The organism is Paracoccus marinaquae (genome assembly GCF_018860165.1).
GTDB classification, from domain to species: Bacteria; Pseudomonadota; Alphaproteobacteria; order Rhodobacterales; family Rhodobacteraceae; genus Paracoccus; species Paracoccus marinaquae.
In genome coordinates this window covers 80,388-93,621 of the sequence record NZ_JAHKNG010000010.1, presented here as the reverse complement: position 1 = coordinate 93,621, position 13,234 = coordinate 80,388, and the positions used below count along the sequence as shown (strand labels likewise).

General features: G+C 68.5%; 14 protein-coding genes. All 14 read left to right on the top strand.

Annotated features, from left to right (window positions below; all coding sequences use genetic code 11):
- Positions 1-88 precede the first annotated feature (88 nt).
- The 14 genes from KNW02_RS08050 (at position 89) to ftsH (ending at position 13,103) form a co-directional block, all read left to right on the top strand.
- Positions 89-793 (top strand): CoA transferase subunit A, encoded by a 705-nt coding sequence (locus KNW02_RS08050; RefSeq protein ID WP_216032750.1) that lies wholly within the window; start codon positions 89-91, stop codon positions 791-793.
- Entirely contained in the window at positions 793-1,080 is a 288-nt protein-coding gene (locus tag KNW02_RS08045; RefSeq protein WP_216032749.1) for a hypothetical protein, read from the top strand. Before KNW02_RS08050 ends, KNW02_RS08045 begins: the two co-directional genes overlap by 1 nt.
- Position 1,081: 1 nt before the next feature.
- Positions 1,082-1,708, top strand: coding sequence for a 3-oxoacid CoA-transferase subunit B (locus KNW02_RS08040; protein WP_216032748.1), 627 nt, complete (start codon positions 1,082-1,084; stop codon positions 1,706-1,708).
- A 157-nt stretch (positions 1,709-1,865) separates the two neighbouring features.
- Entirely contained in the window at positions 1,866-2,828 is a 963-nt protein-coding gene (locus KNW02_RS08035; RefSeq protein WP_216032747.1) for a hypothetical protein, read from the top strand.
- A gap of 47 nt (positions 2,829-2,875) precedes the next feature.
- Positions 2,876-3,466, top strand: coding sequence for a hypothetical protein (locus KNW02_RS08030; RefSeq protein ID WP_216032746.1), 591 nt, complete (start codon positions 2,876-2,878; stop codon positions 3,464-3,466).
- A gap of 61 nt (positions 3,467-3,527) precedes the next feature.
- Complete coding sequence (gene ybgC / locus KNW02_RS08025) at positions 3,528-3,923, top strand: tol-pal system-associated acyl-CoA thioesterase (RefSeq protein WP_216032745.1); 396 nt, start codon at positions 3,528-3,530, stop codon at positions 3,921-3,923.
- A 119-nt stretch (positions 3,924-4,042) separates the two neighbouring features.
- Complete coding sequence (tolQ, locus tag KNW02_RS08020) at positions 4,043-4,738, top strand: protein TolQ (RefSeq protein WP_216032744.1); 696 nt, start codon at positions 4,043-4,045, stop codon at positions 4,736-4,738.
- 4 nt (positions 4,739-4,742) lie between these two features.
- Positions 4,743-5,195, top strand: a complete 453-nt coding sequence (locus KNW02_RS08015) for an ExbD/TolR family protein (protein WP_216032743.1) — start codon at positions 4,743-4,745, stop codon at positions 5,193-5,195.
- A gap of 3 nt (positions 5,196-5,198) precedes the next feature.
- Positions 5,199-7,049, top strand: a complete 1,851-nt coding sequence (locus KNW02_RS08010) for a protein TolA (RefSeq protein ID WP_216032742.1) — start codon at positions 5,199-5,201, stop codon at positions 7,047-7,049.
- Between the two features lie 59 nt (positions 7,050-7,108).
- Positions 7,109-8,428 carry a Tol-Pal system beta propeller repeat protein TolB gene (gene tolB / locus KNW02_RS08005; protein ID WP_216032741.1) on the top strand — a complete coding sequence of 440 codons (1,320 nt, stop codon included), beginning with the start codon at positions 7,109-7,111 and terminating at the stop codon, positions 8,426-8,428.
- A gap of 40 nt (positions 8,429-8,468) precedes the next feature.
- On the top strand, positions 8,469-8,999 hold the full coding sequence (gene pal, locus KNW02_RS08000) for a peptidoglycan-associated lipoprotein Pal (RefSeq protein WP_216032740.1): 531 nt from the start codon (positions 8,469-8,471) through the stop codon (positions 8,997-8,999).
- Entirely contained in the window at positions 8,999-9,910 is a 912-nt protein-coding gene (locus KNW02_RS07995) for a tetratricopeptide repeat protein (RefSeq protein WP_216032739.1), read from the top strand. Before pal ends, KNW02_RS07995 begins: the two co-directional genes overlap by 1 nt.
- Before the next feature lie 10 nt (positions 9,911-9,920).
- Entirely contained in the window at positions 9,921-11,156 is a 1,236-nt protein-coding gene (tilS, locus tag KNW02_RS07990; RefSeq protein ID WP_216032738.1) for a tRNA lysidine(34) synthetase TilS, read from the top strand.
- A gap of 57 nt (positions 11,157-11,213) precedes the next feature.
- Positions 11,214-13,103 carry an ATP-dependent zinc metalloprotease FtsH gene (gene ftsH / locus KNW02_RS07985; protein WP_216032737.1) on the top strand — a complete coding sequence of 630 codons (1,890 nt, stop codon included), beginning with the start codon at positions 11,214-11,216 and terminating at the stop codon, positions 13,101-13,103.
- The last annotated feature ends 131 nt before the right edge of the window (positions 13,104-13,234 follow it).

Here is a 13,234-nt window from a genome sequence, read left to right as displayed (position 1 = left end):
CCGCATGCGGCCACCTGTGGCCCGATTGACACGGGGGAACCCGCAGGCCATGACTTGCGCCGATACTGCATTCATGAGGGGAGGACCGATGAAAAAGGTCTATGCGAATGCCGACGAGGCGCTGGACGGCCTCTTGCGCGACGGAATGTTCATCTCGGCCGGGGGATTCGGGCTGTGCGGCATTCCGGAACTGCTGATCGACGCGCTGGTGAAAAGCGGCGTGAAGGATCTGACCATCGCCAGCAACAATTGCGGCGTTGACGGGTTCGGCCTCGGCAAGCTGCTGGATACCCGCCAGATCAGGAAAATGATCTCTTCCTATGTCGGCGAGAACGCCGAATTCATGCGGCAGTATCTGTCGGGCGAGCTTGAGCTGGAATTCAACCCGCAGGGCACGCTGGCCGAGCGGATGCGCGCCGGCGGCTGCGGGATTCCCGGCTTCTACACCAAGACCGGCGTCGGCACCGTCATTGCCGATGGCAAGGAGGTGAAGAATTTCGACGGGCAGGATTACATCCTCGAACGCGGAATCGTCGCCGACCTCAGCATCGTGAAGGCCTGGAAGGCCGACGACACCGGCAACCTCGTGTTCCGCAAGACCGCGCGCAACTTCAACCCGCCCGCCGCCATGTCGGGCAAGATCTGCGTGGCCGAAGTCGAGGAGATCGTCCCGCGGGGCAGCCTCGACCCCGACCTGATCCACCTGCCGGGCATCTATGTGCACCGCATCATCCAGGGGCAGCACGAAAAGCGCATCGAACAGCGCACCACCCGCAAGCGTGAGGAAGCCTGATGTTTCCCGACGATCACGATGAGATGGGCGCGGGCGAGACTGCGATCGCCTATGCGGATGATTTCCTCGACGCCGCCGTCGCCAAGCTGGATGCGACCTTCGGTCAGGATTACGCTCGCGCCAACCCGGCCCTTGTCGCGGGCTACGTTCAAGCCTGCGCAGCCAATTTGAACTCCTTCATGTTGGCGGCCTCGAACCTTCCGGCCGGGATGGAAGACATGCTGTCCGCGATGCTCGATCAGGCCGCCAATGAAGAGCCCGCCCCCAAGCCTAAACGGAGGAAATGACATGCCCTGGGATCGTAACCAGATGGCCGCGCGTGCGGCGCAGGAACTGGAAGACGGGATGTATGTGAACCTCGGCATCGGTATCCCGACGCTGGTGGCCAACTATGTGGGCGACAAGGACATCACCCTGCAATCCGAAAACGGCATGCTGGGCATGGGCCCCTTCCCCTTCGAGGGCGAGGAAGACCCGGATCTGATCAATGCCGGCAAGCAGACCATCACCGAACTGGCCCGGACCAGCTATTTCGACAGCGCCACCAGCTTTGGCATGATCCGTGGCGGCAAGATCGCGGCGGCGATCCTTGGCGCGATGGAAGTGGCCGAGAACGGCGATCTGGCGAACTGGATGATCCCCGGAAAGCTGGTCAAGGGCATGGGCGGCGCCATGGATCTGGTCGCGGGCGTCGGCCGGGTGGTCGTGGTCATGGACCACACCAATAAGCACGGCGAATCGAAGGTGCTGAAGGAATGCACCCTGCCCCTGACCGGCAAGGGCGTGGTGAACCGGATCATCACCAATCTGGGCGTGCTGGACGTGGTGCCGGGCGGCCTGAAGATCGTCGAGACCGCCGATGGCGTGACCGAGGACGAGTTGCGCGCCGCGACCGAGGCGACGATCGTCAACTGAACCGCATGACCGGCACGGGACACGGGCGGGGGCTTCGGCCCCCGCCTTCGTTTTGCCTTCTGAAAGTAAGGTTCAACAAGCCAGGCCCGCTTGCCAAGGCCGCGACAACCGGGCGAGATTGCCAAGGGGAACAGGCAGCCGGCTTACGGAGGACGACATGCGCATGACCATCCTTGCCGCGACGGCGGCGCTGATCGCGCCCGCCCAGCCGGTTTCGGCCACACCGGCCGAACTGTCGCGGTTGATGAGCGATTACGTCCGCGCCTGTATGCTGGCCGGGTCGCACAATGTCGTGCCGACAATGATGCAGGTCATCAACGATCTGGATGGCGACGGCCAGCCGGAATTCCTGCTGGACGCGAACCGCGCCTGCGACGCCCCGACACCGATCTGCGCGGGCGACGAACCCGACGGATGCAGCATCAGCTTCTGGCTGTCCTCGGCGGAACAGCCCAGTTGGCAGGGGACCGGTCTGGCCGCCGGGATCGTCGGCGACGCGCTGGTGGTCAGGCAGGCCGGCCCGGATTGCGAGGGCGGCGGGGAATGCTATCGCCCGGTGTTCCGCATCGTCCCCGCATCGACAGCACCGGGCCGACCGGATCAACCGGGCGAACAGCGGGTTTCGGACGCCGTGCTGCCCTCATCGGCAGCGCCTGCGACCTCCCCGCGTCCTCCGCGTCCCGAAAATGGCCCGCGGGCCGAGGGCGCGCAGCCGCAGGAAACCGCAGTCACCGGAACCGGGCTGCCGCCGGCGCTGCAGGCCTCGACCGACGAGATGATCGCGATCTGCAACGATGTCGGCGGCGGCGGATCGGGCGTGCGGGACGATCCGGCCTATCTTCAGAGTGCCGACCTGAACGGCGACGGCGTCACGGATTATGTCCAGTATGTCGGCGGCATCGAATGTGTCGGCGCCTATTCCTATTGGGGCGGCTCGGCGGGCTTTCCGGCCACGGTCTGGCTGTCGGGGCCGGGTGGTCATGCCGAACACCCGCTGGGCTATTCGCAGGATGTGCCGCAGATCCGGGACGGCGCGGTGCGTACCTTCCTGCATGGCCAGCTGTGCGACCCGCCGCGGATCGGCGCGGACGGCTGCGAGAAGGTGACGCAGTTCCGCTGATCGCCCGGCGGCTGGACGATCCTGAACCCTCGGGATAGGGCTGCGCCATGACCCAAAGCCTCGCCCCCGATCAGATCGCCGCGCTGTTCACCCGCAAGGACGGCTCGTTCCTCTGCGCCCGCTGGGGGCGGCCGGTGGCGCCGGTGATCTTCGGGCTGGCCGATGAAAGCCTCGACATCTTCCGCGCCGCGATCCGGGCGGGTTTCGCCCATGCCGGCCACCCGGTCACCGAAACCGATCCCGAGATGGGCAGCAACCTGATGCTGTTCTTCATGCGCGACTGGACCGAATTGCCGGATATCCCCGATCTGGACCGGCTGACCGGCCTGCCCGACCTGCCGGCGCGGCTGGCCGGATCGGCTGCCGACCAGTACCGGCTGTTCCGCTTTGATCCCGATGGTGGCATCCGGGCATGCCTCTGCTGCCTGCGCATGTCGGGCGCGCTGGCCGAGGCCCATCCCGCCACGCTGGCCGAGACGCTGGTGATGCGCAGCGCGCTGAGCTTTGCGCGCGACATCACCCCTTCGGCCGAGCTGGCGGCGCTGATCCGCGCCGCCTATGACCCGGTCCTGCCGGTGGCGGCGACCGATCCCAGCCACGCCCTGCGGCTGGCGGCGCGCATCGCGGCGGGGTCGTGACCGAAGCCGACCAGGGCCACGGTGATTGCGCAGGCTCATGCCGCTGCCTAGGATGCGCGGCATGAGCCACCGCCATGCCCTTCGCGTCTATTACGAGGACACCGATCTCGCCGGGATCGTCTATTACGCCAATTACCTGAAATTCATCGAGCGCGGCCGTTCGGAATGGCTGCGCGACCTGGGTTTCGATCAGGCGGCGATGAAGGCCGAGACGGGCCAAGTCTTCGCCGTGCGCCGCGTCGAGGCGGATTACCTGCGGCCGGCACATTTCGACGACCTGCTCGAGGTGACCACCGCGCTTGCCGACTGGACGGCGGCGCGGATAATCCTCGATCAGATGGTGCTGCGGGGGGACGATCTGCTGTTCACGGCGCGGGTGACGCTGGCCTGTCTGGACGCGCGCGGACGCCCCAACCGGCTGCCCGCGGCGCTGGCGGCGGTCCTGCAGCCGGGCTGACGGCAACGCCACCGCGCGCGAATATGTGACGGCATTGTGTTGCGGCAGGGGGTGAAACCCCTGCTAGAGAAGGGCTAGAAGGCCCGGCAAAACGGCCCAGTGAAGATGAGGCAGTGACGATGGAACCCATTCAGGCCGCGCAGGCCCTCGATTTTTCGCTGATGGCGCTGTTCGCGCGCGCATCGCTGACCGTCAAGATCGTGATGATCCTGCTGGTCATCGCCTCGTTCTGGGGCTGGGCGATCATCATTCAGAAACACCTGACCTTCGCCAACGCCAAGCGCGAGGCCGGGCGCTTTGACCGCGCCTTCTGGTCGGGCGAGCCGCTGGACGACCTCTATGACCGGCAGGGCGAAAACCCCTCGGGCGCGTCCGAACGCATCTTCGCCGCCGGGATGACCGAATGGCGGCGCAGCCACCGCGACGACGGCAGGCTGATCCCCGGCGGCGTACAGCGGATCGACCGGGCGATGAACGTCGCCATCCAGCGCGAGGAATCGCGGCTGTTCCGGGGCCTGTCCTTCCTGGCCACGGTCGGCTCGACCGCACCCTTCATCGGGCTCTTCGGCACCGTCTGGGGTATCAAGACCGCCTTCGAGGGCATCGCCATGTCGCAAAACACCAGCCTCGCCGTCGTGGCCCCCGGCATCGCCGAGGCGCTGCTGGCCACCGCGCTTGGCCTGCTGGCCGCCATCCCGGCGGTGATCTTCTACAACAAGCTGTCGGGCGATGCCGAACGCGTGGTCGGCAACTGGGAAAGCTTCGCCGACGAATTCTCGACCCTGCTGTCGCGACAGCTGGACGGCGAGGCCTGAGCCGATGGCCGATGTCGTCAAGCGGGTCAGGCGCAAGGGGCGCGGGCACCGGCGCAACGCGCCGATGTCGGAAATCAACGTCACCCCCTTCGTCGATGTGATGCTGGTGCTGCTGGTGATCTTCATGGTCGCGGCGCCGCTGATGACGGCGGGCGTGCCGCTGAACCTGCCAAAGACCGCGGCGACCGCCGTGCCCAGCGACCCCGAGGAGCCGCTGGTCATCTCGATCCCGGCCGAGGGGCAGGTCACCCTGATGAACGAGCCGGTCGCGGATGACGAGGTGGTCGGACGGCTGCGCGCGGTGCTGACCGAGCGGCAGAGCGACCGGATCTTCCTGCGCGCCGACGGCGCCATCCCCTATGCCCGCGTGGTGCAGGTGATGGGGGCGCTGAACGCGGCCGGTTACACCAATATCGTGCTGGTCACCGATACCGGCGGCCCGCGCATGGATGGCTGATCCATGGACGAACGAGAGCGGCGCATCGGCTGGTGGGTTTCGGGGATCGCGCATTTTGCGCTGATCGTCTGGGCCCTTCTGGGCGCCGTGCTGCTGCGCCCGCAGCCGTCGATGCCGGTACGGATGACCGAGGTGGCGACGATGAGCGGGGCCGAGTTCGAGGCCTATGCCGCCGCAGCGCGCGGGGCCGGCCCGGTCGCCCGCGAGGCGACCTCGGTCGCGGCCCTGCCCGAACCGGCCCCGGACGAGACGACCGACGCGGCCCCCGCCGAAGCCAGCGCCCCGGATGCCGAGGATGCCGCGCAGGAGCTTTCGCCGCCCGACGCGCCCGAGCCGCGCCCGGATCTCAGCGATTTTGAGACCCGCCGGCTGGTCGATGTCGCCAGCGACCTGCCGCGCGCGACCGAAACGCCCGAAGTCGGCGAAACCGCCCCGGCCGTCCCGGCGGCGACGGCCCCGCCCGCCCCGGCGGTGCAACCCTCGCGTCCCGCCGCGCCGGCACAGGATCCGACGGCCGAACCGGTCGCGCCCCGCTCGGCCCTCGCCCTCGATCAATCGGCACGACCGCTGGACCGGCCCGACGGGCTGGTGGCGCGCCGCAACGCCCGTATCGCGGCACAGGAGGCCGCAGCCGAGGCCGCGCGGCTGGAAGCCGAACGGCAGGAAGCGGAAGAACAGGCCGCCGCACAGCGTCGCGAAGCCGAAGCCGAAGCGGAGGCCGCGCGTGAGGCGGCCGAGGAACGGGCCGCGGAACAGGCACGCCAGGAGGCCGAACGGCAGGCGGCCGAGGCCCGCGCCGCAGAAGAAGAGCGCCGGGCGGCAGAACAGGCGGCGCGCGAGGCCGATGAGCGGCGCGACGCGGAAGCCAGGGCCGAGGAACAGCGCCGCGAAGCCGCCGAGGCCGCACGCGCAGCGGAAGAACGCAGGGCCGCGGAAGCCCGCGCCGAAGAGGAACGGATCGCCGAGGAAACCCGCCGCGAGGAAGCCCGCCGCGAGGAAGAGCGTCGGGCGGCCGAACGGGCGGAACGGGAAGCCGAGGAACGCCGGGCCGCCGAGGAACGCGCCGAAGCCGAACGCCGTGCCGAGGAAGCCCGCCGCGAGGAAGAACGGCAGGCGGCGGAACGCGAAGCGGAGCGGCGCCGGGCAGCCGAGCAGGCCGCGCGCGAGGAAGAGGAGCGGCGGGCGGCCGCCGAACGCGAGGAAGCCGACCGCCGGGCGCTTGAGGACGCGCTGCGCGAGGCGCGCGAGGCCGAAACCGGAGCGGGCGGCGACAGCACGGCCGCGACCGGCGAGACCGCGGGCGGCAACCGCCAGCAGATCGAGGGCGGCAGCGGCGCCTCGGCGGCGCAGGATCCCCTGGCCGCCGCCTTGTCCGGGGCACTGTCGCAGGGCGCGGCGGAACCCGAGGCCGATATCCCGGCGCCCGCCCCGATGCAGCTGGCACCGACGCCGATCACGCCCAGACCGCTGCCGGATCCCGATCAGCGGTCCGAGGCAGCGACGGAAGACGGGGGGGCTGCGCCGCTTGGCCAGCCCCTTTCGCTGTCCGAACGCGACGGCTTCCGCATGGCCATCCAGCAATGCTGGAATGTCGGCGCGCTGTCGGTCGAGGCGGCGCGGATGGATATCTCGGTCGAGTTCCGCATGGCCCCCGACGGCAGCCCGGATCCGGCCAGCATGCGGCTGGTCGACCAGCGCGGCGGCTCGCAATCCGCAGCGCAGAACGCTTTCGAGGTCGCGCGGCGCGCGATCATCATGTGCGGGCGCGCGGGCTATCCGCTGCCGCCCGCAAAATATGGCCGCTGGCGCGAGGTCATCGTCGATTTCCGCCCCGACGGCATTGGATTCGACTGATGGCGCATAGGCAGCGAAGCCGACTTTTGCCGCGGCGCCAATCCGGCTAGAGAGGACCCATGTTCCGCAACCTGACCATTGCTTTCGTCCTTGGCCTGACCGCCGCCCCGCTGGCCGGCCTGCCCGCGCTGGCGCAGGACGCCCCCTTGCGCATCGAGATCACCGATGGCGTGGTCGAGCCGATGTCGATCGCCCTTCCGGCCTTTTTCGGCGATGCCGAGATCGCCGGGAAGATCCGCGCGGTCGTCGCCGACGATCTGACCGGCACCGGCCTGTTCCGCGAAATTCCGGCCGAGGCACAGATCGCCCGCCCCGACAGTTTCGCCGAGGCCGTCGCCTATGAGGACTGGCGTGCCATCGACGCCCAGGTGCTGGTCACCGCCGAGGTCGCCCGCTCGGGCGAGGGCATCAGCGTCAGGTTCCGTCTCTTCGACGTCTTCGCCGGCCAGCCTCAGGGCGACGGCATGCAGTTCGACGCCCGCGCCGCCGACTGGCGCCGCGCCGCGCACAAGATCGCCGACCAGATCTATACCCGGCTGACCGGAGAGGCCCCCTATTTCGACAGCCGCGTCGCCTTCGTGCAGGAAACCGGCCCCAAGAACGCGCGGATCAAGCGCATCGGCGTGATGGATTACGACGGTGCCAACATCCTGTGGATGACCGACAGCTCGTCGCTGGTGCTGGCGCCGCGGTTTTCGCCCGATGGCAGGTCGCTGCTCTATACCAGCTTCGACAGCGGGTTCCCGCAGATCCGGGTGATGGACGTGGCCACGGTGGCCTCGCGCCCGCTGACCCAGGGCGGCGACAGCATGGCCTTCGCGCCGCGCTATTCGCCCGACGGCCGCTGGGTGGTCTATTCGCTGGAACAGGGCGGCAATACCGACATCTGGCTGATGGACGCGGCCACCGGCGCGCAGCGGCCGCTGACCGATGCCCCGTCGATCGAGACCTCGCCCAGCTTCAGCCCCGACGGTCGGCGGGTGGTGTTCGAATCCGACCGCTCGGGCACGCCGCAGCTCTATATCGTCGGCATCGAGGGCGGCGAGCCCAGCCGGATCAGCTTTGGCGAGGGACGCTATGGCACCCCGGCCTGGTCGCCCAAGGGCGATCTGATCGCCTATACAAGACAGGTCGGCGAACGGTTCCATATCGGTGTCATGCGCACCGACGGTTCGGGTGAGAAAAACTTGACGGAATCTTTTCTTGACGAGGGTCCAAGCTGGGCGCCCAATGGCCGGGTGGTGATGTTCACCCGGGTCACCCCGGGTGGCAGCGGCCAGCCGCGACTGCATTCCGTCGACATCACCGGCCGCAACATGCGGCCGCTGGACCTTGACTTTGCCGCCTCGGACCCGTCTTGGGGTCCGCTGATGCCGTGAAGATGACGCCCGAAGCACGATGTGCCCGAAGGATGCCGCAATGAATGTCTGGACAAAGCTCGTTTCCGCCGCCTGTCTGCTGACCGTAGCCGCCTGCGCCCGGCCCGAACCGCCGCAGCAGGTCTTTGATCCCTATGCCAGTACCGGCACCGGCGCGCTGTATCAGGGCGACCTCGCCGGCGGCACCTTGGGGGGCGAGGCTTCGGCCCAGTATTTCGACACCCAGATCGGCAACACCGTGCTGTTCCCCGCCGGCCAGACGACGCTGACCGCCGAGGCACGGGCGATCCTGGCGCGTCAGGCGGGTTGGCTGGGCCAGCACCCGAATTTCTCGGCCGTGGTCCAGGGCCATGCCGAGGAAACCGGCACCCGCGAATACAATCTTGCGCTCGGCGCGCGCCGGGCCAGCGCGGTGCAGGAATATCTGATCGCCCAGGGCGTCGCCGCACCGCGCATCCGGACGCTGAGCTTTGGCAAGGAACGCCCGGCCGAGACCTGCTCGGACGAGGCCTGCTATGCCCAGAACCGCCGCGTGGTGACCGTCGTCAGCGACAGCGGGGCCGGATCGTGATGCGACGCACCGCCGCCTTCCTGCTGTCGGCGATGCTGGCACTGCCGGTCGCGGCTCAGGAGCCGACCCTGGCCGACCTGCGCGCCCAGCTTTCGGTGCTGAGGGGGGATCTGCAATCGCTGCGGACCGAACTGGTCGCGTCGGGCGCGGTCGGATTTCAGGCCGCGGGCGGCGAACTCGCCATCGACCGCATGAACGCGATGGAAAGCCAGCTGATGCAGCTGACCGACCGGATCGAGCAATTGCAGAACCGCATCAACCGCATCGTCGAGGACGGCACCCGCCGGATCGGCGACCTCGAATTCCGCCTGTGCGAGATGGACGAGACCTGCGATCTGGGCGCGCTGACCTCGCCGGAACTGGGCGGAATGGCCGCAGGCGGTGCCACCGCGCCGCAGGTGCTGCCGTCCTCGCCATCCCGGCTGACGCCGGCGACGGACCCGGCCACCACCGCCGCCGAACAGGCCGATTTCGACCGCGCCAGCGAGGCGCTGGACAATGGCGATTTCCAGCGGGCAGCGCAGCTTTTCGGCGAGGTGGCCAAGAACCATGCCGGCGGGCCGCTGACCGCCGAGGCACTGTATCTGCGCGGCGCCGCGCTGGACAGCGCCGGCGATCCCAAGGGCGCCGCAGCGGCCTGGCTGGAAGGATTTGCCGCCTCGCCCGATGGGCCGCGCGCCGCCGACAGCCTGCTGGGCATCGCCCAGGTGATCGCTGCGGACGGCGATGCGATGGCCTCCTGCCTCTACCTGGCCGAGATTCCGGCCCGGTTTCCCGGCAGCACGCCCGCCGCCGAGGCCGAGCGGCGCATGACCGTGCTGAATTGCGGCGGCTTCGATCTCGGGGGCGCGGGCGGGGATCTTGGTGATCTGGACCCCGAGGCAGAATCCGACCTGGCCGAATACGAGTGACCGGGCGGCCATGACCGCGCCGCAGACCAATCCCGCCGCCCGCATCCGTGCAGCACTGGATCGGTTGGCGGGTGATCGGCCCGCGCTCGGGATCGCGGTTTCGGGCGGCGGTGATTCGGTCGCCCTGATGCACATCGCGGCCGGCTGGGCCCGCGCACGCAGGGTGATGGTGGCGACCGTCGATCACGGGTTGCGCGCCGAAAGCGCGGAGGAGGCGTGGGCGGTCGCCCGCGAGGCCGCAAGGCTGGGGCTGCCGCATGAGACGCTGCACTGGCAACGCGCGGACGAAACCGGCAACCTGATGGCCGCTGCCCGCGACGCGCGGCTGCGGCTGCTGTCGGACTGGGCGCGACGCCAGCAGCTGCCGGCGGTGGCGCTTGGCCATACGGCCGACGATCAGGCCGAGACGCTGATGATGCGGCTGGCGCGCGGATCGGGACTGGACGGGCTGGCCGCCATGGCCGAGCAGCGGGAGGCCCATGACATGCTGTGGCTGCGGCCGATGCTGGGCGTCGGCCGGGCCGAGTTGCGCGACTGGCTTTGCGGGCGTGGCATCGGCTGGATCGACGATCCCAGCAACGAGAACGAGGATTTCGAACGCATCCGCATCCGCAAGGCGATCGCGGCCTGTGGTCTGGATCCCGCCGCACTGGCCCGGGCGGCAATCCATATCGGTGAGGCGCGTGACGCCCTGACCCATTACGCCGCCGCCATCGCCGACAAGGCCGCGGTCGCGCGGGGCAGCATCGCCCTGCCATTGCAGCCCTTCCGCGACGCCCCGGCCGAGATTCGCCGCCGCCTGCTGATCGCCGCCTGCCGCTGGATCACCGGCGCCGCCTATCCCCCCCGCCGGGCGACGGTCATGAACGCGCTGAGCGCAGTCGAGGCCGGCAGCCGGGTCACGCTGGACGGCGCATTGATCGAGGCGTCAGACGGGCAATTGCGCGTCATCCGCGAGCCTGCGGCGGCATTACGCGCGAATGCAGGTGCCGGGCCTGTCTGGGACAATCGCTGGCAGATCCGCGGGTTAGAACCCGGACAACGTGTTTCTGCCCTGGGTTATGATGCGTTGACGGAACTTCCTTGGCGCGGCACGGCGCTGAGCCGCGACGAGGCGGCGGCGAGTCCGGCAATCCGCGACGGCGGCCGGCTGATCGCCGCCCCGCTGCTGCACCGACCCGACTCGCACGAGGTCTGGCCGATCCGCGGCGCGGCAGATTTCCGCAGACTGGTCGTGGTGCATTGAACCTGCGGCGATAATCCCTATTTTCATGCCAAACTGCTTTCCGCCGGAGGACCCGTTTTGGGCAACGCACGCAATCTGGCCTTCTGGGTCGTCCTGTTCCTGATGATCCTGGCGCTGTTCAACCTGTTCAGCGACGGGACCGCGACCATGAACAGCCGCCAGATCAGCTATTCGGATTTCATCGAGCGGGTGGACAATGATCAGGTCTCGGCCGTGACCATCGATGGCGAGGATCTGATGATCACCGGCACCGATGGCCAGCAATATGCGACCGTGCGTCCGATGGGCGAGGAAATCACCGACCGGCTGATCGACAAGAGCGTCAACGTGAAGGTCGTCAAGCAGCAGCAGTCGGGCATCATGTCGCTGCTGGGCGTCTGGCTGCCCTTCATCCTGCTGATCGGGGTGTGGATCTTCTTCATGAATCGCATGCAGGGCGGCGGCAAGGGCGGCGCCATGGGCTTTGGCAAGTCGCGCGCCAAGCTGCTGACCGAGAAGCACGGCCGGGTGACCTTCGACGACGTGGCCGGCATCGACGAGGCCAAGGAAGAGCTTGAGGAGATCGTCGAATTCCTGCGCAACCCGCAGAAATTCAGCCGCCTGGGCGGCAAGATCCCGAAAGGCGCGCTGCTGGTCGGCCCTCCGGGCACCGGTAAGACGCTGCTGGCCCGCGCGATCGCAGGCGAGGCCGGCGTGCCCTTCTTCACCATCTCGGGTTCGGATTTCGTCGAGATGTTCGTGGGCGTCGGCGCCTCGCGCGTCCGCGACATGTTCGAGCAGGCCAAGAAATCGGCCCCCTGCATCGTCTTCATCGACGAGATAGACGCCGTGGGCCGGTCGCGCGGCGTCGGCATCGGCGGCGGCAATGACGAGCGCGAGCAGACCCTGAACCAGCTTCTGGTCGAGATGGACGGCTTCGAGGCGAATGAGGGCATCATCATCATCGCCGCCACCAACCGCAAGGACGTGCTGGACCCGGCGCTGCTGCGCCCCGGCCGCTTTGACCGCCAGATCCATGTGCCCAATCCCGACATCAAGGGCCGCGAGAAGATCCTTGGCGTCCATGCCCGCAAGGTGCCGGTCGGCCCCGATGTCGACCTGCGCATCATCGCCCGCGGCACGCCCGGCTTCTCGGGCGCGGATCTGATGAACCTCGTCAACGAGGCGGCGCTGATGGCGGCGCGGATCGGACGGCGTTTTGTCAGCATGGAAGATTTCGAGAACGCCAAGGACAAGGTGATGCTGGGGGTCGAGCGCCGCTCGATGGTGCTGACGCCCGAGCAGAAGGAAAAGACCGCCTATCACGAGGCCGGCCACGCCATCGTCGGCCTCAGCCTGCCGAAATGCGACCCGGTCTACAAGGCGACGATCATCCCGCGCGGCGGCGCGCTTGGCATGGTGGTCAGCCTGCCCGAGATGGACCGGCTGAACTACCACAAGGACGAGGCCAAGGAAAAGCTGGCGATGACCATGGCCGGCAAGGCGGCCGAGATCATCAAATACGGTGAAGAGGGTGTCTCGAACGGCCCTGCCGGCGACATCCAGCAGGCCAGCCAGCTGGCCCGCGCCATGGTGATGCGGTGGGGCATGTCCGACAAGGTCGGCAATATCGACTATGCCGAGGCGCATGAGGGTTACAACGGCAATACCGGCGGCTTCTCGATCTCGGCGGCGACCAAGGAACTGATCGAGCAGGAGGTCCACGACCTGATCGAACAAGGCTATCAGGAAGCCCGCCGCATCCTGATCGAGAAGAACGAGGAATTCGAACGGCTGGCCCAGGGCCTGCTGGAATACGAGACCCTGACCGGCGAGGAGATCGGCAAGATCATCCGCGGCGAGGCTCTGGGCGGCGATGACGACACGCCGGGCAGCGCCATCCCCTCGGTCACCGCCGTTCCCAAGGCCGGCAAGCCGGCCCCCGGCGGCGACCCCGCGCCGGCCTGAACTCGGCCCGAAATCGGGCTGACCTTTCGGAAAACCCGGCCCCCGTGGCCGGGTTTTTTCGTGTCCGGCCTCGCCGTCCCGCCCGGCTCGGCGGGTGCCGCGCCGCGCCGGCGGCAAGCCCCTTGCACCCG

Bases quoted from the DNA above. Each gene is read 5' to 3' on its own strand.
- KNW02_RS08050 (WP_216032750.1), top strand. From the start codon at position 89: ATGAAAAAGGTCTATGCGAATGCCGACGAGGCGCTGGACGGCCTCTTG.
- tolQ (WP_216032744.1), top strand. From the start codon at position 4,043: ATGGAACCCATTCAGGCCGCGCAGGCCCTCGATTTTTCGCTGATGGCG.
- tolB (WP_216032741.1), top strand. From the start codon at position 7,109: ATGTTCCGCAACCTGACCATTGCTTTCGTCCTTGGCCTGACCGCCGCC.
- KNW02_RS08045 (WP_216032749.1), top strand. From the start codon at position 793: ATGTTTCCCGACGATCACGATGAGATGGGCGCGGGCGAGACTGCGATC.
- KNW02_RS08030 (WP_216032746.1), top strand. From the start codon at position 2,876: ATGACCCAAAGCCTCGCCCCCGATCAGATCGCCGCGCTGTTCACCCGC.
- pal (WP_216032740.1), top strand. From the start codon at position 8,469: ATGAATGTCTGGACAAAGCTCGTTTCCGCCGCCTGTCTGCTGACCGTA.
- ybgC (WP_216032745.1), top strand. From the start codon at position 3,528: ATGAGCCACCGCCATGCCCTTCGCGTCTATTACGAGGACACCGATCTC.
- KNW02_RS08035 (WP_216032747.1), top strand. From the start codon at position 1,866: ATGCGCATGACCATCCTTGCCGCGACGGCGGCGCTGATCGCGCCCGCC.
- KNW02_RS08015 (WP_216032743.1), top strand. From the start codon at position 4,743: ATGGCCGATGTCGTCAAGCGGGTCAGGCGCAAGGGGCGCGGGCACCGG.
- KNW02_RS08010 (WP_216032742.1), top strand. From the start codon at position 5,199: ATGGACGAACGAGAGCGGCGCATCGGCTGGTGGGTTTCGGGGATCGCG.
- tilS (WP_216032738.1), top strand. From the start codon at position 9,921: ATGACCGCGCCGCAGACCAATCCCGCCGCCCGCATCCGTGCAGCACTG.
- KNW02_RS07995 (WP_216032739.1), top strand. From the start codon at position 8,999: ATGCGACGCACCGCCGCCTTCCTGCTGTCGGCGATGCTGGCACTGCCG.
- KNW02_RS08040 (WP_216032748.1), top strand. From the start codon at position 1,082: ATGCCCTGGGATCGTAACCAGATGGCCGCGCGTGCGGCGCAGGAACTG.